Genomic DNA, 21,451 nt, shown 5'->3' with positions numbered 1-21,451 from the left:
CTTGAATTATTGATGAGGACGATATATAATTATTCGGGTTTGAAGAAATGGGTATAATAAAAAGTGCCGAGGGGAGCGGACAGGCGCGGGCAGCCGCACAAGGCTGACCTGAGGAAAGTCCGGACTCCGTGGGCAGGATGCTGGCTAACGGCCAGGTGGCGCGAGCCACGGATAGGGCCATAGAAACGGAAACCGCCCTCTTGTAGGGCAAGGGTGGAAAGGTGAGGTAAGAGCTCACCAGCGGTGCAGTGATGCACCGGCTTGGCAACCCCCATCCGGAGCAAGGCCAAGCAGGGGGTCGGGTGGCTCCGCCCATATTCCCCCGGGTAGGCCGCATAGACAGATGCCTGTCGAAACAGAATCCGGCTTACAGCTCCCCTCGGTTAGGTTGATAATTGTTGGGTATATAAAATAAAAAAGGGTGCCGCACACCCCGCTTCGACTTGTCCAGACCCGGCCGTACACACCCTGCATGGCTCCAGCCGGGCACCCCCACGGCACACACTTACCTACTTAGGGCTGCTTCCTTCCGGACCTGACCCGGTTCGTAGGCAGTTGTTGCGTGGGACCCAACCTTCGTTGCCACCGGGTGTGCCGGAACCGAACCCGGACAGCCTCAGTCGGGGAATTCGGCCCCGCTAAGGTGGGTTTCGGGTTACAGGGGACCACCAACCCCCCGCCTAGTACGGCACCCTAATGAATTGTATCACGTTTTTTAGATTTTTCAATTGTACTTTTTGTGGTATAATGTTTTTGTATGAAGGTAGAGTTTTTACATTCACTATCAAAAAGGAGGGGGCAAGCCTATGGATATTGATATCAGAAAATTAACAGTTGAGGAACTTTGTAATAAAGTAAAGGAAAAAACCCCTGTTCCTGGTGGCGGAGCAGTTGGTGCTGTTGTTGCTGCACTCGGAGCCGCACTTAATTCAATGGTTGCTAATCTTACACTCGGAAAGAAAAAATACGAAAATTATGAGGGACTTATGCAAGAAGTATTGGAGAATATGGAACTCGTTCTTGAAAGAGCCCTCAGATTAGCTTCTGAGGATGTTAAAGCTTTTGATAAAGTTATGGAAGCTTACAAGTTACCGAAAGAAGACCCAGAAAGAGAGACAAAACTTCAAGAAGCACTAAAGAAAGCTGTTGAAACACCTTTTGAACTTGTTGAGTGTGCAAGGGATATTCTAAAATACAGTGAAATTGTTGCAAAATGGGGTAACCAAAATGCTGTATCCGATGCGTACAGTGCTGCGGAATTAGCAAGGGCTGCTTGTAAAATCGGTGAGTACAATGTAATGATAAATCTCAAGTCAATAACAGATGAAGAATTTAAAAACAAAGTCCTCGATGAAATGTACGAGGTTATGGGAGAGGCAAAAGTTTACTACGAAAGAATACAGGAGTTGATAAAAGAAAATGGGTTCACTAAGATTTGAAGTTTTGAAAACTGTTGGTAATGCGAGACGTGGGAGGATGTACCTCCCACATGGTATTGTTGAAACACCTACATTCATGCCGGTTGGTACGAACGCAAATGTTAAGTTGGTAACCCCGCACATTCTAAAGGAAAATAACGTTCAAATAATTCTTTCAAACGCATTTCACCTGTATTTGAAACCGGGATTAGATGTTATCCGAGAATTTGGCGGGCTTCACAACTTCATGAACTGGGACAGACCGATTTTAACCGATAGTGGTGGTTTTCAAGTGTTTAGTCTCAAGAAGGGTCAGAAGATTACTGACGATGGTGTATGGATTATGTCTCCAATAGACGGTTCAAAGCATTACATAACCCCGGAGTTGTCGATGGAGATACAAGCAACCCTTGGTTCAGATATCGTTATGGCATTTGATTATTGTGCCGACCCAAAAGATGGATACGATGAGGCGAAAAGGTCTGTTAAGCTTACAACGAAGTGGGCTAAACGGAGTTTAGAACATTTGAGAAGGATTTCTCATCAAGCGATTTTTGGGATAATCCAAGGCGCTATTTACGAAGACCTCAGAGAGATAAGTTTGAAAGAGATTACTGAATTTGATTTTGATGGATTTGCTATAGGTGGGTTAAGTGTTGGTGAACCTCGCGAAGTAACGTTAAAGATGGTTGAGTTTATAGGTCCAAAAATGCCTCCAGATAAGCCCAGGTATTTCATGGGTGGTGGTTCACCAGATTTGTTAGTTGACTTAGTAGCGAGTGGTGTTGATATCTTCGACAGTGTCTTCCCAACACGAGTTGCTCGGCATGGACTAGCAGTTACCTGGAATGGAAAGTTCAATATCCGCTCAGCTAGATACAAATACGACAAAACACCCATAGATGAAAACTGCACATGTTACACATGTCGTAATTTTTCAAAAGGATACATAAGGCATCTCTTTGACAGAGAAGAAGTATTGGGCCAGATACTTTTAACAATTCACGATATACATTTCATGATGGAATTTGGAGAAAAGATGCGTGAAAGCATAGAAAATGAAACGTTTTACGAATTTCGAGAGAAGGTGAAGAAGACGTATGAAAAGCCAGCTTCGGAGGGGTAAGTTTTACCAAAATGTGATTATTTTGTTCTTACTAATTTTAGCCTCTACTGGATACTCGTTCTTTAACGAAAACCCGGTTTATTTCTTATCTGGCAATAATTCGTTTGCGTTTTCACTCACAGCCCAAGAACGTACGGGTTGGAATTTAGGAATATACTGGAGACAAATAGAAGAGAAACTCTTTGGAGAACTTGGCTATACTACAGATTCAACCTATGCGACTGGTGTTGTCAATTACAGACTGGTGGACATATCAAAATTCTATGCACTTAATATTAAGTTCAAAATACTTCCACTCGATTCTAAAATGTTGAGTTTGGACGCAGGTGGATTAATAAAGGTGTCGGATTCTTCAATTCTAAGTTTTGCACTATACAACCTAGTCCTTTATTCTGAAAAACAAGAGAACTCTTTGCCTAGTTTAGAGGCGATTTTCAACTGGTCTGTGACAAACCAAGCTGGTGTAAAGATTGGTGTCAGGAACATCGGAATTGATTATCTGAGATTCACATTGGGCATAGCCATATCTAAAATAGCACCTTTCAACGAGATAGTTTTTTCATATGTGCCAGTGTATTCATTGTCAGGTGGTATGTTATACCACAGTATCTATGGTAAGACCAATTTGATAGTTGACAGCTATATATTCGAAATAAGTGGTTTTTACAACCTCAGCGAGAGTGTTTCGAGTTACGAAGAGCTGAAATCAAAATATGGACTGAAAATGACCTTTGCGTTCAACATGTAAGACATGTTCATACTAAATATGGGAAGTGAGAAAGCATGGTGAAGATACTCGGCGAAGATGATATAAGAAGGTCGTTGATGCGTATATCACACGAGATTTTAGAAAAGAACAAAGGTGCCGAAGATTTGGTTATTATAGGTATCATTACACGTGGATGGTATCTTGCTAAGAGGATAGCTAGAAATATATCGATGATAGAAGGTGTGGAATTACCTGTTGGAGCATTAGACGTGGCACCTTTTAGGGACGACGAAAAAAGAACTTCAAAGGAAGAAGATAAGAGTATTATAGATTTCAGTTTGCAAGGCAAAAAGGTGGTTCTTGTTGACGATGTTCTCTTCACAGGTAGAACGGTTAGGGCGGCAATGGATGCCATTATCTCACGTGGTAGACCAAAATCCATTCAACTTGCTGTGCTTATCGATAGGGGGCATAGGGAGTTTCCAATACGACCAGACTACGTAGGTAAGAATATCCCGAGTTCAAAAGAACTGGAAATTGTCAAGGTCAGATTGAAAGAGGTTGACGGTGAGGACGGTGTTTACATATTGAAAGTGGGGGAAGATTTATGAGAGGGGAGATAGAATTTAGAGGAAGTTATGCACTTTTGAAAGTATATCTTGGAGCTGGTGAACGAGTAAAGGTAGAACCCGGTGCCATGGTTTATATGAAGGGTCCTGTTAATGTCGAAACGTCGACAGGTGGTGTTTGGAAAGCATTGAAACGAGCAGTGCTTGGGGGGGAAAGCTTTTTCATGAACACATATTATTCCTCCGGTAACGGAGAAATCGGTATAGCTCCAGAACTGCCCGGTGATATAGAGATTGTTCAAGTGAACGGAACGCTATTTGTTCAGTCAACATCATTTTTGGCATGTGATGCTCAAGTGGATTTAGATGTTTCATTCGGAGGTTTTAAATCCTTCTTTGCTGGTGAGGGAATATTCTTGCTTAAACTTCAAGGATACGGTGATGCTGCCATTTCTTCCTTTGGGGCTATTAAGATGATAGAATTACAAGTTGGAGAAAGGATAACAATTGACACAGGACATGTCGTGGCTTTTGACGGGAGTGTTAATTACAACGTTAGGACTTTTGGTGGGATAAAGTCTACACTTTTTGGTGGAGAAGGTCTTGTTTGCGATTTCACAGGACCAGGAAGGGTATATGTTCAAACGAGAAATTATCCGGCGTTTGTAGAATGGATAAAGTCATTAGTTCCTCGTGAGACTGGAAGTAGGTAATGCTGTCAATGAAAGTATAAAAGAAGTGAAAACGAACCAAAGGAGGATTTTTTATGAAGCTGTTTGGGACTGATGGTATAAGGGGTGTTGTTAACGAGGAACTAACTCCCGAAATAGCGTTTAGGTTGGGCAATGCTCTTGGAAAATACGTTAGCAACAGAATATTTATAGCCAAAGATACAAGAGCAAGCGGGGATATGTTGGAGGCCGCTATCATAGCCGGTGCAACGGCTGCAGGAGCAACAGTCTATCGATGTGGTGTGCTTCCAACTCCTGCACTGGCGATTATAACCAAACTTGAGGATGCAGTTGGAGTAATGATTTCCGCTTCACACAATCCTCCTGAATTCAACGGGTTAAAGGTTATCTCGAAAGGTTTTAAGTTGCCAGATGAGATAGAGGACAATCTGGAAAAACGGATGAAAGAGCTCCATTATGTCCCTTACAATGAGATAGGCTGTGTCGTTGATTACAAGCTTGCTTTTGAGGAATATACAAACTACGTTATTCAACAATTCCCAGATTTAGATTTGTCGGGTTTAAAGATATTGGTTGACGCTGGAAATGGAGCAGCGTATGAAACCACACCTTATGTTTTAAAACAACTCGGAGCAAAAGTAGAAGTGATTAATAATAACCCGGATGGCTATAATATAAACGTAAATTGCGGTTCTACAAACCCAGAACATGCCATGGAAAAGATGACTAGTCACAATCTCGCGATACTTCACGATGGGGATGCTGACAGGTGTATCTTGTTAGATGAGAGAAAACGAGAAGTCCATGGCGATAAGATAATGGGAATGTGCGCAGTTCAAATGAAGAATGAAGGACGATTGAAAAACGACATCGTTGTAGGGACTGTACTCTCCAATATGGGACTTGAGGTCTTCCTTAGGAAACATGGTATCAAGCTTTTGAGAGCAAAAGTTGGGGACAGATACGTTCTTGAGCAAATGCTTGAGCACGGAGCAAATCTTGGTGGTGAAAGGAGCGGGCATATTATCTTCTTGGATAAATCTACAACCGGTGATGGATTAATAACTGCGCTGGAGACAATAAGAACGATGGTTTTAAGTGGCAAAAAACTTTCTGAATTGGCTGATGCAGTACCAGACTACCCACAAGTTATGCTTAATATCAAATGCAAAAACAAACTCATCGTGGAACACAAGGATGTAAAAGAACTTATTGAAAAATACAAGCGGGAGGATACTGATATAGTTGTCAGACCTTCCGGAACTGAACCACTTGTAAGGGTCTTTGTCCAAGGACCAGACGAAGAATATATCAACAATGTTGCATATGAGATAGCTGGAAAGATAGAAGAACTTGTGAAAGGAGAGGAAAACGCATGACAAAAGAAGAATTGAAAACAGCAGTGTGGAACAAGCTTAAAGAGGTCATCGATTGGGAAATAGGACTTGACGTAGTAACACTTGGCCTTATTTACGATATCCAGGTCGATGACCAAAACAACGTCAAAGTACTTATGACAATGACCACCCCCATGTGTCCACTTGCTGGTGGAATTATGAGCGATGCTGAGATGAAAATAAGGTCAATCGAAGGTGTGAACAATGTCGAAGTAGAATTAACATTTGACCCACCATGGACACCAGATAGGATAGACCCTATCATACGAAAACAACTCGGGATTTAGTAAAAGTACCGTAAACCTGTATTCGAATTCATAAGTTTGGGTGACGTGAATGCTCTATGAAGTTTTCTGAAATTGTGCAGGCTTACAAAAATAAAGGGCTTCCCGAGCGGGAGGCTCTTCTTTTGATTGGGAAAGTGATAGGAAAGAAAAAAGAATACGTAATTGCACATTTATATGACGAATGTCCTGAGAAATTCCTTGACTCTATAATAACACTATTTGAGAAGCGACTTACAGGATACCCACTCCAATATATAATAGGAGAAGTAGAGTTTTACGGTAGGATGTTCTACATAGAAGAAGGCGTGCTTATTCCCAGGTGGGAAACCGAAGGGCTCGTTGATTTGAGCTTGGAATACATAAGAAAATACAAGTTGAGAAGGGTTCTGGATATCGGAGTTGGCAGTGGAGTTATTGCTATATCAATTGCATTAGAATGTGCCAACGACAAAGAACTTTCCACATTAGGGGTGGAAGTTTTTGGAACAGATGTAAGTGAAAAGGCAATAACGTTGGCAAGAAAGAACGCAAGGCGATACTCAGTAAATTGCGATTTCAGGTTAGGAGAATTTGCAGAACCTTTTAAAAATGAGTGGGACAGTATAGATATCATAGTTTCAAATCCGCCATATGTGAGAAAAGATGTAACACTTCAAAAAGAACTTGAATTTGAGCCACAGGAAGCACTTTTTGGTGGTGAGGATGGATTGGAGTTTTACAAAGAATTCTTCAAACGTTACGATACCTCAGGTAAAATTGTTATAATGGAAATAGGGGAAGACCAAGGCGAGAAGTTAAAAGCGCTGACAGATGGCGAAGTGTTAAAAGACCTCGCAGGGAAAGATAGGTATTTGATTGTGAACAAGAGGGGTTAAACAAGGTAAGTGACAAGATTGGAAAAAAGGAGGTAAATCGTGTATGAAAATTGTCCTGATGCAAGATGTTCCCAAACTTGGCAAGAAAGGGCAAATTGTCAACGTCTCTGATGGATATGCAAGAAACTTCCTTATCCCAAAAGGTTTAGCCAAAGAAGCTACACCAGAAGTTATTAAAGAGTTGGAAAGGCAAAAGGAAGAGGAAAGAAAAAGACAAGAAGAACAAAGAAAGGCAAGTGAAGAACTCCTTTCCGAACTTCAGAAACATGTTTTCAAAATCAAAGCAAAAGCTGGAGAAGGTGGTAAATTATTCGGCTCACTGACCAATTCAAACATTGCAGAAGAGATAGAAAGGGTGTTAGGGAAGGAATTTGATAAAAGATGGATATCTCTTGATTCTCACATAAAAAGTGTGGGGCTTTATGACGTGGTTGTTAAACTACCAGGTGGTGTTTCTGGAAAGATAAAGGTGGAGGTAGTAAAGAGCGAAGATTAAAAAATAAAAAATAAAATAGCTCATGCAAAAAGGAGTTGAAGAGTCTAAATATGAATATAATAGCGTTTTCCAAGGCACTCTATTCCACATGGATTTATTATTCGCCGGAACGCATTCTTTTCGATGCTGGTGAAGGCGTTGCGACAATGCTAACAAACAAAATTTACGCGGTTCGACACGTGTTTTTAACACATGGACATGTTGACCATATAGCAGGTTTATGGTCAATAATCAATACTAGAAATAACGCAATGGGAGATAGAGAAAAACCTCTGACTGTTTATTATCCTTCGGGTAACAGGGGAATTGAATTATATGCTGACTTCCTTAGGAGAGCAAATAGCGAGCTACGGTTCAAACTTGATTTTGTCCCATTGAAAGATGGAGAAAGGGTCCTTTTGAGAAATTCGACAACAACGAATCGTTACATAAAACCATTCAGTGTCGTTCATACCTACAGCGAAACGGCTTTTGGATATCACCTAATCGAAGTTCGCAGGAGATTGAAGGAAGAATACAGAAACCTTCCGAAAGAAGAGATAACAAGGCTCGTGAAATCATATGGGAGCGAGAGTGTAACGGAAACGTACGAAAAGAAGATTCTCACCGTATCTGGCGACACCATTTTACTAAAAAAGGAAGATGTAGCAGATACGGAGATTCTCTTTCATGAGTGTACGTTTTTGAAAAAAGAAGATAGAAAATTCAACAACCACGCTTCTTTGGACGAAGTGATAGAACTTGTTAAGGATGCAAACGTTCAAACACTTATTTTGTATCATATATCATCAAGGTACATAAGGAGCATAGAAAAGGTCATCAGGAAAATGCAGATTCCTGGCACAAAGATTTTGTATGTTCATCCCGAAAGGGTGTTCGAGTTTTGAAAAATTCACGTGGTGAGTCTTCAAGTGCAAAAGGAGTTGAGGCTGAGCGTTGAGAAATATAATATTCATAAGTGACCTACACATCGGTGATGGGAATAGCAAAGATGATTTCAGCCAAGATGAACTTTTCAACAATTTCATAAACGAGTGGAATAATTTGGAAAACCCAGAGCTTGTAATCGTAGGTGACGGATTTGAAATACTCGAATCCGAAATAGTTCGCCATACGGGTTTAAAACCGTTCTGGGAGACTGTTCATTCACTCGATGGGAAGCTTATAAGACTTATAGAACGTGCTCATCCAAAGGTATTCGAAGCTCTTTCAAAATTCAAGGGGAAAATTAAATACGTGATTGGCAATCATGATTACTATATTTTGAAAAATAAAAAATTGCAAGAAAGCTTGAAAGAACGAATAGAGAATTTGGAAATCGTTCCGTATTACTACGACGAACAAACGCACATCCTCGCAGTTCACGGTAACCAATTCGATGCTATCAACAGGTTTTTGGAAGTGAACGGCGAGATAATTCCACCGCTTGGAGATTTTATATCAAGGTATATGATGGTAAACTTCGACGATGTCTTGAAAGAATACTTACCTGACGAAGTGGTTAGTGATTACGATAATGTTAGACCTACCCTTGACGTCTTTCAATGGCTCGAACAAATCTCCAAGGTGTATGAGACGAGTGTCGATTTGCTTAAATTGTGGATAGACAATTTTATAACAATGATGCGTGAGGAAGAAGCTAAATACTGGATGAAAAAGAATTATCCATTATTGAGTAAATTATCGATACTCTTTTTGAACAAAATTGGTGGTATAAAACTGGGAGAACTATTAGTACGTGTTGTTATGAAAACCAGAAACTTAAAGAAAACCGATTACCTAAAAAAAGCGGCAATTAAGATATTTGAAGAGCCGGGATGGCTTTTCAAGAATATGGATGGGTATTTGGATAAAGTTGACACGACTGAAATTCAACACTTCAAAGAGATACAAGGAATTGTGATGGGGCATAATCATAAGCCGGGTTTTGAACTGATTAAGATAAGAAACGACGTGAAATTCTATGTTAACTGTGGTTCTTGGAAGCCAGTTGTTGAGAGAAAATCAAGGAATATCTTTCAAAGATACTTTGAAATATTTTACGCCATAGCGCGCGTAGAAAATTCCGGGGAAATAGAGATTATTACAGGCTCTGTTAATAAACTCAGAAAAAGGGAAGTGATTAGTTGAAGGTTATAACCACCCACAATAATCCCGATTTCGATGGTTTTGCTTCTTGTGTAGGAATGAAAAAACTTCACCCAGATTTTGAAATTGTCATTTCAGGGGTTCCAATGCAAAACCTCAAAGAATACCTCCGATTATACGAGGATGCGTTCCCTTATTTAACAAGCGAACAAATTGCAAAAGTTGAAGAGGGGATAGAAGAGTTAATTATCGTTGATACTCCAGGTCTAGAGAGGATTGGCGATGAGATTAAAAGAAAACTAAAGCCTGATGCCAAGATAACAGTGGTTGACCATCACCCTGATATTAGAAATGATGAAGATTCGAAAATCCCAGTCAGTAACACTACTTATAGTTTCACTAAAATTATCCGGCAAACCGGTGCGGCTGCAAGTATAGTTACAAAAATGATGAAGGAACATGGAATCAAACCAAATAAACTGGAGGCAACGTTACTTGGAATCGGTATATACGAAGACACTGGTAGCTTGTTATTTTCAAGCACTACTTTGGATGATATTGATGCAATAAGGTATTTATTCGAACATGGGTTGGAAGTAGAGATAGTAGCCGAATACATAAAATTCGACCTGACAATTGACCAGAAGTTACTACTCCAAAATCTTCTTCAAAACACTCATACTTATACAATTGACAATCATGTGATCACAGTTACCTATGCTGAAACAGAAAAATTCATTGGCGGACTTTCGGCAGTGGTTGCGAAATACTGGTATGCACAAGAACCAGAAACGCTTATCGCTGTGGTGAGGATGGGTAAGAAAGTCTTTATTGTAGGAAGGACGAAATCACCCGACGTGGACATAAGAGGATTGGTAAGTGAGTTTGGAGGCGGTGGGCACAGGCAAGCAGCTTCCGCTACCCTTTCGATGGTAGCCGTTGAAGAGGTTATACACAAAGTGTTGAGTTTACTTCCAAAGTATATTTCCTCGGGTCTCAAGGCAAAAGACATAATGTCTTCACCTGTTAGAACAGCTTTGGCTTTTGAGACTATAGAACAGGTAAACAAAATAATGGAAGTAACCGGCCATAACGGTATACCTATTGTTGAAGGAGACCGACTTGTTGGAATCGTAACTAAAAAAACAATAGAAAAGGCAATTAACCATGGTTTAGGTAAAAGACCCGTAAAATCGGTGATGACATCGAAACTCATCACAGCAAAAACAGATACACCCGTGAGCACTCTAAAAAAACTCATGATTGAACACGATGTTGGAAGGATTCCGATTTTGGATGAAAACAATATACTCGTTGGAATAGTTACAAGGTCCGATATCATAAGGGCAAGTCAAAAACAGCTCGTGCAAACGTCTCAAGAGCATGAACCTAGCTTTAATTTCAAAAACATTACCGAGATTATCTATGAAAGACTCGATAGAAGAATTATCAACTTATTAAGACTCATCGGCGTGTACGGAAATGAAATGAAAATGCCTGTTTACGTAGTTGGAGGATTTGTTAGGGATTTGCTTTTGAATATCCCAAACTACGACGTCGACGTAGTGGTGGAAGGGAACGGAATAGAATTTGCAAAATACGTTGCAAAACAGCTCGATGCAATTGTAGTTCCGTATGAAAAATTCTATACGGCAACGCTTGTCTTTAAAGATGGGTTTAAAATAGACGTAGCTACAGCTCGAACAGAATATTACGAAAAACCAGGAGAACTTCCCCAAGTTGATGTGAGTACGATAAAGAAAGACCTTTACAGAAGAGATTTCACGATAAATGCAATGGCTATAAAATTAAACCCTAATGAGTTTGGAGTTCTTTATGACTTCTTCAATTGTCAGAAGGATTTAGAAGAGGGTATCATAAGAATTTTGCACAACCTTAGCTTTATCGAAGACCCAACGCGAATGATTCGAGCGGTTAGATTTGAAACAAGGTACAACTTCAAAATAGAAGAGCATACGCTCGAGATTCTGAAAAGAAACTTAGAAGCGAATTACTTAGAAAGAGTATCCGGTGCGAGGATAAGACAGGAGATAGAGAAAATATTGGAAGAAAAACAACCTTTGATTGCAATAAGGCGCTTAGCAGAACTTGGCATTTTGAAACATATTTTTCCAAAAACTTATTACACACCAACGATGGACGAGAAGTTGGAAAGAGTTTTCAGATTTTTGCCGTTGATTAAGCAAAGGTATCAGAATATAAGCGATTTCTATGCTATATCAACGGTGATTTTGGAGTTTTACGACAAGGAAACGTTAGAGTTTATGAGAAATCGTTATGGATATCCTAAGAAGTTCATCGAGAGTTTGAAATTTACTGAGAATATGATGTTACCACTGAAATCGATGGTTGAATCACAACTGGCTTTTTCAGATATTTACAAAGTGCTTGGCAAGGGAAATCCGTATATATTTATACATCTTTCCGCATACTTAGACGACGAGGGGCAGCAGTATCTTCTTAGATACATCGATGCTATTCTTAGTACAAAACTCGAAAAAGTCACTGGAAAATACATTATGGAGAAATTCAACCTTAAATCAGGTCCGTTGATAAACGAAATTCTTGAAAAGTTATATGCAATGAAATTGGACAACCCAAGTCTTGATGAAATTTCGACTGCTGAGAAGATATTCGAAGAAACTCAAAATAAAATAAAACAAGCGGAAGTTTCTGAAAATACGAATCGATAAGGGTTACCTTAACTGATGTGGGTGATTGCCAGTGGCTGAGAGTTCGATGAGGAGATACATGCCATTCTTCATGTTCTTTGGCATGTTTTTCTATTTAATTTTTGGACTAGTAAAAGTTCAGATAATAGACCGACCGAAACACGTAGCACTATTGAACTCCCTACTTGCCCGAAGCTTTTACAACAGAGGACTTCGCGGGACGATATATTCATCAGATGGAGTCAAACTTGCTTGGAGTGAAAGGATACCAACACTCGTTTTGAGGAAATACACAGCAGAAGATGAGAAACAACTGAGAAAGTACATCGACGACTCTCAAATTGCTGTTTTGAAAAACAGCGGTAGTGTAGAAGTTACATGGGAACAGGCGTTTGTTTTGCAAAGCAAGGGCTATCAAATAATTCCCATTGAAAAGCGCAAATCGTATGGTTTTCTTTATCACATTGTTGGTAGTGTGAATAAAGATGGCGAAGGTATTGCAGGACTTGAGTATGTTTATAATGAGGTGCTCAAGGGCAAATTGTCAGTGTCATACGGTATTAGGTCGCCGGGTGGAAAATATAGTCAAGACATCTTAGAGAATCTTGGAGAAAATGGTATGGACCTCCAGACTACAATCAATTTTAAGCTCCAGAAGTTTGCATACGATTTACTTACAGAACTTGCTACACCTTCTGTTATCATAGTAAGTGATGTCCGAACAGGCGATATCCTTGCAATGGCTTCTTATCCTACACCGGATGTGGACTTAAACGAAATTGATACGCTTACATGGGAGAAGTTGGTTAATGACCCGCTCAAACCATTGCTTAACAGAGCCATATCAAACGTTTATCCACCTGGTTCTACTTTTAAGGTAATTACGGCTATCGCTCAGATGCTCTACGGTCATCCATCTACACTTTCTTGCAGTGGAGTGTTTCACTACAGAGATTCAAAAGGAAGGATTACAGCAACTTACAAAGATTGGCTTATTACTGGACATGGAGTTGTAGATTTAAAAAAAGCGATACGTGTATCATGTAATGTATATTTCTACAACGCGGCTTTGGATGTTGGAATCGATAAGCTTGTGAGTGTTTCAAAGGCATTTTACCTTGACCAGAAAACTGGTATCAGTTTACCAGGGGAAGTTGCCGGGACTCTACCATCACCAGAGTGGAAATTAAAAAGATTCGGCGAAAAGTGGTACCCTGGTGACACAGTTCTTTTTGGGATTGGCCAAGGCTTTCTTGATTTTACACCCATTCAAATTCTCAGCCTTTATAACACGATAGCTAACAAAGGCATATTTGTCAAACCAAGACTTGTTTTGAACGAGGAAGTTTTAACCAAAAAAGTAGCGCTAAACATTCCTGAACCCGTATGGGATACCATAATAGACGGACTGGAACAAGTGACAACTGTCCAAGGACCCGCTTCCAGTGGTGGAACGGCTGCGAAAAGTTTCAAAGGTTTCAAAATCACCGTTGCAGGTAAAACAGGTACAGCTCAAACGCACAGTGGTCCTCCCCATGCATGGTTTGTTGGGTTTGCACCTTCCAAGAATCCAAAGTATTCTGTTGCTGTGTTGATAGAAAACGGAGAAAGCGGTGGACATAACGCTGCACCGGTTGCTCGTAAGGTATTCGATTTTATGCTGGAAAATGGTTTCTTTAGTGAAAAAGAAAACGAAAAATAGGAAAATAGGAGGGAAATCGAGAGGTTATGGAAATAAAAGCACTGTATTTCAAAAACGATAATTGTGGTGTATGTGTTGCATTTCTACCAAAAATGAAGCGAATAGCCGAGGACTACAATCTTAACCTGGAAGTTGTGGATGTGATTGAAAAACCTGAGATAGCTGGTCAGAACATGGTTTTCACAGTGCCAACAATAATATTCGTGGACAGTGAGGGAAATGAACTAAAAAGATTTGCAAGAAACTTTTCTGAATTTGAAATAAGAGAATACATTCAAAGAATGTATGATATACTTGGTATAGAATAGACAGAAAGTAAAACTCGCTTTTTCACTTTTCACAAGGGGGTGTGGTTTATGGAGAAAGTGATAGGTATCTTAAGATTTGCATTGATGCGAGAAATTGAAGGAAGGGAATTTTACAAAGAGAAGGCAAAGAAGGTATCAAGTAAAGAAATCAAAGACCTTCTGGAAGGGCTTGCATACATGGAGGAGGACCACATCAAGTTTATCGAGAATTTGATGAAAAAAGTAGAAAACAACGTAGAAGTGACGCTTGACGATGCGCAACAAGCAATAGTTCGAACAGATTTCTTTGAAGGAAGAGAGAAATCGGAGATGGTGAATGGTTCGTTAGACCAGATGGCAAACGACCTTGCCATATTGAGAATGGCCTACCTTATCGAAGAAGACTTTGAAAAATTTTACAAAGAGAGTGCAGAGAAGGTATCGGATCCTGAAATGAAAAAGATTTTGAATTTACTTGGAACTTGGGAAAACGGTCACAAGAAAGCTTTAGAAGAGGCTTACGAGGAAGCAAAAAGAAGTTATTGGAATCAGCAAGGTTTTGAACCTCTCTTCTAATTTAAAAAAACTTGATAAAGGGGCTCAGGATAACCTGAGCCTCTTGTTTTTAAACGATGTCTCCAGGTGTTTGAAGGTTTTGAATTTCTTCTTATGGAATTAGATGTTCTTTTGATTTTTGAAATTCGGGTTATGATATAATACTATCGAATCCCTTCTGGGCTTATTTTGTACTCTTCAGAAGCTGATATAAAATAACAATACATGGGGGGAAGTTTATGGAGGAGGTTGTGAAAGACAGGAAAAAAGTAGTGTTTTTTCTTTTTTTATTGCTTGTAATACTGAATGCCGACCAGATGGTCATGAGTCCTGTAATTGATATGATAGAAAAAGAATTCAATATCACAGATTCCCACATAGGTCTTATCGGTGGGGTTTTCAGCATAGTCGGTGCTTTGATTAGTCTTATATGGGGTTATCTTACAGACAAATACAGCAGGAAATGGCTTTTGGTTTCATCCATACTTGTAGGAGAGATTCCCTGTCTCTTGACTGCTATTTCAGGTTCTTACGGTGAATTTTTCTTTTGGAGAGTGCTAACTGGAATCGGAGTTGGGGCTTCGTTTCCTATATCTTACTCACTTGTTGGAGACCTCTTTGGCCATAAAGAAAGAGGTAAAGTGGTATCTATATTGGGCCTTGCTTCAACCGTTGGTAGCATAATTGGAATGCTTGTAGCAGGTTACACGGCTAATATCTTTGGTTGGAGGATACCTTTCATTCTTGTCTCAGCTCCAAACATTCTCTTAATACCTTTGATAATCAACCTCCTTGAAGAACCAAGACGTGGAGCAAGTGAAGAAGGTTTTTCTGAATCTGGTGTGGAGTATTCATATGTGACAAAACTCTCAGATTACGCACAACTGGTCAGGGTTAAAACTAACTTGCTTCTTTTTCTTCAAGGTATTGCTGGGACAGTGCCATGGGGGGCAATCCCATATTTCATGATAGAGTTCTTTAGACGAGAAAAATCTATGGATTTGAATCAAGCGACGACGATGTTTTTACTTTTTGCATTAGGAAGTATAGTTGGAAATATTGTAGGTGGCTTTACCGGTGAAAAAATATACAGACGTTCAAAAAAAATGGTTCCATTCGTGTCTGCAATTACAACCATATTAGGAGTTTTCCTAACCGTGAGTGTCTTCAGATATCCTTACGCATCCGGTGTATCTAGTGGAGCGTTAGGATTCTTAACGTTCGGGATGCTAGGGTTTATCGCAGCTGCTATGGATTCATACACGGGACCTAATGTGAAAATGATGTTACTAAACGTAAATGAACCAAAGGACAGAGGACGTATCTTCTCAATCTTTAACCTTACTGACTCGGTGGGAACTGGAATTGGCAGGTTTGTTGGAGGTTCCTTGTCTGTAGCTTTAGAAACGCTTGGAGCAGCTTTGGAAGTTACCGCGTATTTTTGGCTTGCTTGTGGATTTTTGCTCATGCTCTCAGCATGGTATTTTGAAATAGAAGTTGAGGCTCTTAACAAAAAGATGAGGACACTTGCTATGGAAATAGCTAACCAGGTAGTTAATGTGGAGACGGGTGATGAACAAAGAGAGTAATGGACAATAAAAAATGGCGGAGGCGGTGGGACTCGAACCCACACGGTGGTTTGACCACCACCGATTTTCAAGACCGGCTCCTTAGCCAGTTCGGACACGCCTCCGTCCAGCATGAAAGATTATACAACAAGTCTTCGGTATCGTCAATAGCTGTGCTATATAAACAGAAACTGCTTGTGGATAAAGGAGGTATGAAAATGAAAGAACTTAGGGAACTAAGTAAGTATCTCAAAAGGAAAATCACCGGGAAGACCTTGTATGCCTTACCACGTCAGTGGATTATTCCCAATTATTCTGGAAAGCTTTCCATGAAGGATGGAAGGTACTTTGTTGACCCTTATGAATATTACTCGATAATTATTGACACAATATTAGAAAACGACAAAGGTTTAGATTATTCAAAATCACTTGCGACGCTGAATGGAGAAAAGGATGCGACCTGGCTCAGAAAGGCGAAGATGTACGGTGCGTTGCCAAGAGCGACAACAGCTTATAACCACAAAGGATTTGGTGCCTTTGAGCCTGAAGACATCTTCGGTTACAAAGAATCTGGAACGTTCCTTAAAATGATAGGACTTTTACCCTATCTAAAAGAAATGGGAATAAACGTACTTTACATGCTTCCTATCTCCAAGATGAGCGATGTTTTCAAAAAAGGAGAGGTTGGTTCGCCATACGCTGTAAAGAACCCGATAGAATTAGATGAAAGTTACGCGGATCCACTCCTTGAAGGGGTTAAGTTGGAAGAACAATTCAAAGCATTGGTGCAGGCTGCGCATATGCTTGGGATTAGAGTCGTGCTGGATTTCATTCCACGCACTGCCGCAAGGGACAGCGATTTAATAAAGTCGCATCCTGATTGGTTCTACTGGATTAAAATTGAAGAAGCGGCAAGCTACAAACCACCACATATACCACAACTCCCGTTTAAAATACCAGAGCTTGAAGACTTAGAGGTTATATATTCATCGGATGAAGTTAAAACACACCTATCCAAATTCACGTTGTCGCCCGACAAAATTGACAAGCAGAAATGGGAAAAAGTTAAGAAGATGGAAGGGGATATACTTTCAAATATAGCCAGAGAATTTGGAATTATAACGCCTCCAGGCTTCTCAGATTGGGTGAATGACCCACAACCGACTTGGGACGATGTAACATTTCTTAGGCTATATCTTGACCATCCAGAGGCGAGTGCAAAGTATGTAAGCAAAGACCAGCCACCATACGTATTATTTGATGTTATAAAATCAAGTAAGTTCCCTGGTAATAAGCCAAACAAAAAACTTTGGGAATACATAGCAAACATTATACCAACTTATCAGAAAAAATATGGCATCGACGGTGCGAGAATCGACATGGGACATGCGCTACCCCCACAGCTTCAAGATATGATAATCTCAGCAGCCAGAGAAATAGACCCGGCTTTTGGATTTATTGCAGAAGAACTGGAAATGAAAAACGACAAGAAAGCAAAAGCTGAAGGTTATGACTGTATTCTTGGAAACAGTTGGTATGCAGTCGCAAGACCTTCGGAATTTTACAGATTCATTGAAGAAATAACACCTAATCTTGAGGTTCCTTACATAGCCTCATGCGAAACACCCGATACTCCGAGAGTCGTTGCACGAGAAAATGGGAACAAGCTTAAATACCTTGCACCGGCTTTGCTGTATTTGTCACCGAATTCAATAGCTTACATCAACAGCGGTCAGGAAATAGAGGAAATTCAGCCCATGAATCTCGGGCTCGACAACACAATTTATGGGAAAACACTCTTACCACCTGATGACCAATTTTATGGGAAACTTGCCTTTTTTGATTATTACGCTCTACACTGGGATAAAGCTAAAGATGATATGTACAACTTCTTAAAATGGGTGTTGAAGGTAAGGGATGAGATTTCTGAATTCATGGATTCGGAGTTTAGATACGTCTACTTAAATTACCAAGATGGAACAACTGCCAATTACAGTTATTGGAAAGGAGACAAGGGAGTTATAGTACTTGGAAACCTGGATTTCGTACACGAAAAGTACATAGAGATTCTTGTGAACGAAACAGTTGGTAGGAACATAGAAGTAAAAAGTGTAACTGTAGTAACAAGGCATGGGAAAAGGAAAATGGGATTCTCATTTGGCAACAACATTCCTGTGAACCTGATGCCTGGCGATTTTGTGATTCTTCTTGTTAATTGGGAGTAATTAAATACCACAAATAAAAACTACAGGCGCGCTCACTTGAGCGCGCTTTTTTACTGCTCCAGGCATAAAAGATAGCTTGTCAGTGGAAGTCTGCCTTAGTGATGAGTAGCTGAACCGTAGAGGAATAGTTTGGAGAAAGAAGGGTGAAACCCGAGGAAAACCAAGGAGTGTTAGTTCCATCAACGACGGTTCGAGAAACACAATCCAGTGCGCAGTCGCGCATGACAACCAAGGAAACCCAGTATACCGATCGGTATGTACAGTGTTGTAAAAGAACTTTGAGTAAATACCTAATTGACCAGCTCCTATTCGATTGTTTCTATGACTCTTAAAATTCTTTGGAATTAGATAGCACTAATTAAAATAGTATGATATAATTAAAAAGAACAAATTTGTAAAGTCATATGAATTTCGATGCGCGTGTCTTGGAGGTGATAAGCATGAAAGTTAGCATATATGGAGCTGGGCGTGTAGGAATTAGTGTAGCGTTTTCGTTACTTCATTATGGCATTGCAGATGAATTAGTTATCGTTGATATTGACAAAGCCAGAGCTGAAGGAGAGGCTTTAGATTTACTTCACGCATCCGCCGTTTTCAAATATTGCAATATCTATGCCGGCAAGCCAGAAGATACAAAAGATAGTGACTTTATTATCATCACCGCTGGTAGAGCGCAAAGACCGGGTGAAACAAGACTTGAGCTTCTTGTTGATAACGTTAGGATAATAAAAGAAATATCGGAAAATATTGCACGGTATTCGAAAGATAGCATAGTTATAAACATAACAAATCCTGTCGATGTTTTAACCTACTTCATATGGAAATTTTCTGGATTACACACTTCCAAAGTATTTGGCACTGGCACAACACTTGATACGGCGAGATTGAGAGCTTTGTTGGCAAAAAACTTAGACATTTCCCCAGCAAGTATTCATGCATACGTTATTGGAGAACATGGAGATAGTGAATTTATTCCGCTTTCGAATGCCATGGTTGGTGGGGTGCCACTCACAGACTTTTGTAAAAAGTGTGAGAGAAGAGAAAGCGAAACGGTTCCATGCATTTCTTTCGAAAAAATAGCACATGAGGTAAGGACGGCTGCCTACAAAATAATTGAGAAAAAGGGTGCAACAAATCTTGCTATAGGTGCTGTTACCGCAAAACTAATAGATAGTATTTGGAAAAACGAACATCGAGTCTGGACACCTTCAGTGTATGTTGATGATGTGTATATCGGATATCCTGCGGTTTTAGGTAGGAAAGGCGTTGAAAGGATAATGTATCTAAAGTTAGCAAAAGACGAACAGGAAAAATTTGAATATTCAAAAGAAGTTATAAAAAAAGCCATAAAAGAAATAGAAGCCGCGATGTTAATTTAATTTTCTGATTATCAAAAAATCCCCTTGACAGATTTAGAGTATCATAGTAAAATGTGTATCGCTTGACGAAGTGTGGGTGCGTAGCTCAGTGGGAGAGCGCTTCCTTGACGCGGAAGAGGTCGTAGGTTCAATCCCTGCCGCACCCACCAGTTTTTTATGAGCGTTTAAAAACAAAGCGCTGGGGCGTCGTCTAATTGGCAGGACCCTGGACTTTGGCTCCAGTTGTGTAGGTTCGAGTCCTACCGCCCCAGCCAACCTTCCAAATGAAGCTTAGAAAAATGTTGGGCGCATTCGCGCCCTTTATTTTGGATTTTCTTTTATGGTTGTATTTATATTTTATACCCTTATCAAAAACGCCCGACTGAGTGTTCGAAACAAAAAATTCACACGGGCTTTATTGTATTTTTGAAAATGCGTGGTTATAATATCTCACGAATGTAGAGTTTGAAGGGAGGGTTAAGATGCCAACGATTAATCAGTTAGTGAGACATGGTAGGAAGAAAGTTAAGGAGAAATCTAAGTCACCAGCGCTTCAAGGACACCCACAGAAAAGAGGAGTTTGTGTTAGGGTTTCCACAATGACCCCAAAGAAACCAAACTCCGCTTTGAGAAAGATTGCAAAGGTTAGACTTTCAAACGGTATAGAAGTTACCGCATACATTCCTGGTATAGGACACAACCTACAAGAGCACTCTATCGTGCTTGTTAGAGGTGGAAGGGTTAAGGACTTGCCAGGTGTTAGATACAAGATAATCCGTGGAACCCTCGACGCAGCTGGTGTTGAGAACAGACGCCAGAGCAGAAGTAAGTATGGTGCCAAGAGACCAAAAGCGGGTGCAGCTGCGGCAGCTAAGGGTAAGAAATAAGGAGGGAATTAGATGAGGCGAAGAAGAGCCGAGGTTAGGGTAGTCCCACCAGACCCAGTTTATGGTGAAGTCCTTGTAACTAAAATGATTAATAAAGTTATGTGGGACGGAAAGAAGTCAATCGCTCAGAAAATAGTGTACGGCGCAATCGAAATTCTTGAGCAAAAAACAGGAAAGAGTGGTATCGAAGTTTTCAAGCAAGCAGTAGAAAACGTCAAACCTGTCGTTGAAGTTAGACCAAGAAGGGTTGGCGGTGCAACATATCAAGTCCCTGTTGAAGTCCAGGAACCAAGAAAAACAGCGCTTGCAATTAGATGGATAGTTGAGGCTGCAAGGTCGAAGAAGGGTAAACCAATGAAGGAGAAGCTTGCAGAAGAGCTTTTGAACGCTTACAACAATACAGGTGCTGCTATTAAGAAGAGAGACGACGTTCACAAAATGGCGGAAGCTAACAGAGCATTTGCACACTTTAGATGGTAATTTAAAAAGACAAAAGAGAAAGTGCCTTCGAGGAGGAAA

The 21,451-nt window shown here is 40.2% G+C and carries 20 protein-coding genes, 3 tRNA genes and 2 other RNA genes; 23 read left to right on the top strand and 2 right to left on the bottom strand.

Annotation, left to right across the window (positions count from 1 at the left end; all coding sequences use genetic code 11):
• The first annotated feature begins 67 nt into the window (after window positions 1-67).
• An RNA gene (gene rnpB / locus AC3M61_RS09900) (RNase P RNA component class A) lies at window positions 68-386 on the top strand.
• Window positions 387-424: 38 nt separating this feature from the next.
• Here the strand turns inward: rnpB and ffs are convergent.
• An RNA gene (gene ffs / locus AC3M61_RS09895) (signal recognition particle sRNA large type) lies at window positions 425-689 on the bottom strand.
• Window positions 690-806: 117 nt separating this feature from the next.
• Here ffs and AC3M61_RS09890 point away from each other — a divergent pair.
• From AC3M61_RS09890 to AC3M61_RS09815, 16 genes are all read left to right on the top strand, one after another.
• Window positions 807-1,439 carry a cyclodeaminase/cyclohydrolase family protein gene (locus tag AC3M61_RS09890; RefSeq protein ID WP_500780649.1) on the top strand — a complete coding sequence of 211 codons (633 nt, stop codon included), beginning with the start codon at window positions 807-809 and terminating at the stop codon, window positions 1,437-1,439.
• Window positions 1,420-2,544, top strand: coding sequence for a tRNA guanosine(34) transglycosylase Tgt (gene tgt / locus AC3M61_RS09885; protein ID WP_500780648.1), 1,125 nt, complete (start codon window positions 1,420-1,422; stop codon window positions 2,542-2,544). Before AC3M61_RS09890 ends, tgt begins: the two co-directional genes overlap by 20 nt.
• The gene (locus AC3M61_RS09880; protein ID WP_500780647.1) at window positions 2,519-3,292 is read left to right on the top strand and encodes a hypothetical protein; all 774 of its coding nucleotides are present in this window, start codon (window positions 2,519-2,521) and stop codon (window positions 3,290-3,292) included. The genes tgt and AC3M61_RS09880 overlap by 26 nt, the downstream gene beginning before the upstream one ends.
• A 35-nt stretch (window positions 3,293-3,327) precedes the next feature.
• Window positions 3,328-3,864, top strand: coding sequence for a bifunctional pyr operon transcriptional regulator/uracil phosphoribosyltransferase PyrR (pyrR, locus tag AC3M61_RS09875; protein WP_500780646.1), 537 nt, complete (start codon window positions 3,328-3,330; stop codon window positions 3,862-3,864).
• Window positions 3,861-4,535: a TIGR00266 family protein gene (locus AC3M61_RS09870; protein WP_500780645.1), complete on the top strand. Its 675-nt coding sequence runs from the start codon at window positions 3,861-3,863 to the stop codon at window positions 4,533-4,535. The genes pyrR and AC3M61_RS09870 overlap by 4 nt, the downstream gene beginning before the upstream one ends.
• Window positions 4,536-4,588: 53 nt before the next feature.
• The gene (gene glmM / locus AC3M61_RS09865; RefSeq protein ID WP_500780644.1) at window positions 4,589-5,893 is read left to right on the top strand and encodes a phosphoglucosamine mutase; all 1,305 of its coding nucleotides are present in this window, start codon (window positions 4,589-4,591) and stop codon (window positions 5,891-5,893) included.
• Complete coding sequence (locus tag AC3M61_RS09860; protein ID WP_500780643.1) at window positions 5,890-6,198, top strand: metal-sulfur cluster assembly factor; 309 nt, start codon at window positions 5,890-5,892, stop codon at window positions 6,196-6,198. The genes glmM and AC3M61_RS09860 overlap by 4 nt, the downstream gene beginning before the upstream one ends.
• Window positions 6,199-6,254: 56 nt before the next feature.
• Window positions 6,255-7,073 (top strand): peptide chain release factor N(5)-glutamine methyltransferase, encoded by an 819-nt coding sequence (gene prmC, locus AC3M61_RS09855; protein WP_500780642.1) that lies wholly within the window; start codon window positions 6,255-6,257, stop codon window positions 7,071-7,073.
• A 43-nt stretch (window positions 7,074-7,116) separates the two neighbouring features.
• Entirely contained in the window at window positions 7,117-7,569 is a 453-nt protein-coding gene (gene rplI, locus AC3M61_RS09850) for a 50S ribosomal protein L9 (RefSeq protein WP_500780641.1), read from the top strand.
• A 50-nt stretch (window positions 7,570-7,619) separates the two neighbouring features.
• Complete coding sequence (locus AC3M61_RS09845; protein ID WP_500780640.1) at window positions 7,620-8,456, top strand: MBL fold metallo-hydrolase; 837 nt, start codon at window positions 7,620-7,622, stop codon at window positions 8,454-8,456.
• Between the two features lie 49 nt (window positions 8,457-8,505).
• Window positions 8,506-9,699 (top strand): metallophosphoesterase, encoded by a 1,194-nt coding sequence (locus AC3M61_RS09840; protein WP_500780639.1) that lies wholly within the window; start codon window positions 8,506-8,508, stop codon window positions 9,697-9,699.
• On the top strand, window positions 9,696-12,371 hold the full coding sequence (locus tag AC3M61_RS09835) for a CBS domain-containing protein (protein WP_500780638.1): 2,676 nt from the start codon (window positions 9,696-9,698) through the stop codon (window positions 12,369-12,371). The genes AC3M61_RS09840 and AC3M61_RS09835 overlap by 4 nt, the downstream gene beginning before the upstream one ends.
• Before the next feature lie 31 nt (window positions 12,372-12,402).
• Window positions 12,403-14,052, top strand: a complete 1,650-nt coding sequence (locus AC3M61_RS09830; RefSeq protein ID WP_500780637.1) for a penicillin-binding transpeptidase domain-containing protein — start codon at window positions 12,403-12,405, stop codon at window positions 14,050-14,052.
• A gap of 26 nt (window positions 14,053-14,078) precedes the next feature.
• Window positions 14,079-14,360: a thioredoxin family protein gene (locus tag AC3M61_RS09825; RefSeq protein WP_500780636.1), complete on the top strand. Its 282-nt coding sequence runs from the start codon at window positions 14,079-14,081 to the stop codon at window positions 14,358-14,360.
• A 48-nt stretch (window positions 14,361-14,408) separates the two neighbouring features.
• On the top strand, window positions 14,409-14,915 hold the full coding sequence (locus AC3M61_RS09820) for a ferritin family protein (RefSeq protein ID WP_029683961.1): 507 nt from the start codon (window positions 14,409-14,411) through the stop codon (window positions 14,913-14,915).
• 218 nt (window positions 14,916-15,133) lie between these two features.
• Complete coding sequence (locus AC3M61_RS09815; RefSeq protein ID WP_029683960.1) at window positions 15,134-16,483, top strand: MFS transporter; 1,350 nt, start codon at window positions 15,134-15,136, stop codon at window positions 16,481-16,483.
• A 14-nt stretch (window positions 16,484-16,497) separates the two neighbouring features.
• On the opposite strand, the gene AC3M61_RS09810 is transcribed toward AC3M61_RS09815, so the two are convergent.
• Window positions 16,498-16,587 (bottom strand) — tRNA-Ser (locus AC3M61_RS09810).
• 93 nt (window positions 16,588-16,680) lie between these two features.
• Here AC3M61_RS09810 and AC3M61_RS09805 point away from each other — a divergent pair.
• The 6 genes from AC3M61_RS09805 (at window position 16,681) to rpsG (ending at window position 21,412) form a co-directional block, all read left to right on the top strand.
• Window positions 16,681-18,687, top strand: a complete 2,007-nt coding sequence (locus AC3M61_RS09805) for an alpha-amylase family glycosyl hydrolase (RefSeq protein ID WP_029683959.1) — start codon at window positions 16,681-16,683, stop codon at window positions 18,685-18,687.
• Between the two features lie 440 nt (window positions 18,688-19,127).
• Window positions 19,128-20,066, top strand: coding sequence for an L-lactate dehydrogenase (locus tag AC3M61_RS09800; RefSeq protein WP_029683958.1), 939 nt, complete (start codon window positions 19,128-19,130; stop codon window positions 20,064-20,066).
• Between the two features lie 74 nt (window positions 20,067-20,140).
• Window positions 20,141-20,215, top strand: a tRNA-Val gene (locus AC3M61_RS09795).
• 30 nt (window positions 20,216-20,245) lie between these two features.
• A tRNA-Gln gene (locus AC3M61_RS09790) sits at window positions 20,246-20,320 on the top strand.
• A 207-nt stretch (window positions 20,321-20,527) separates the two neighbouring features.
• Complete coding sequence (gene rpsL, locus AC3M61_RS09785) at window positions 20,528-20,932, top strand: 30S ribosomal protein S12 (protein ID WP_500780635.1); 405 nt, start codon at window positions 20,528-20,530, stop codon at window positions 20,930-20,932.
• A 12-nt stretch (window positions 20,933-20,944) separates the two neighbouring features.
• On the top strand, window positions 20,945-21,412 hold the full coding sequence (gene rpsG / locus AC3M61_RS09780) for a 30S ribosomal protein S7 (RefSeq protein WP_029683956.1): 468 nt from the start codon (window positions 20,945-20,947) through the stop codon (window positions 21,410-21,412).
• Window positions 21,413-21,451 lie beyond the last annotated feature (39 nt).

This window comes from Fervidobacterium sp., assembly GCF_059913585.1.
This window is presented reverse-complemented; position numbering and strand designations above follow the sequence as displayed.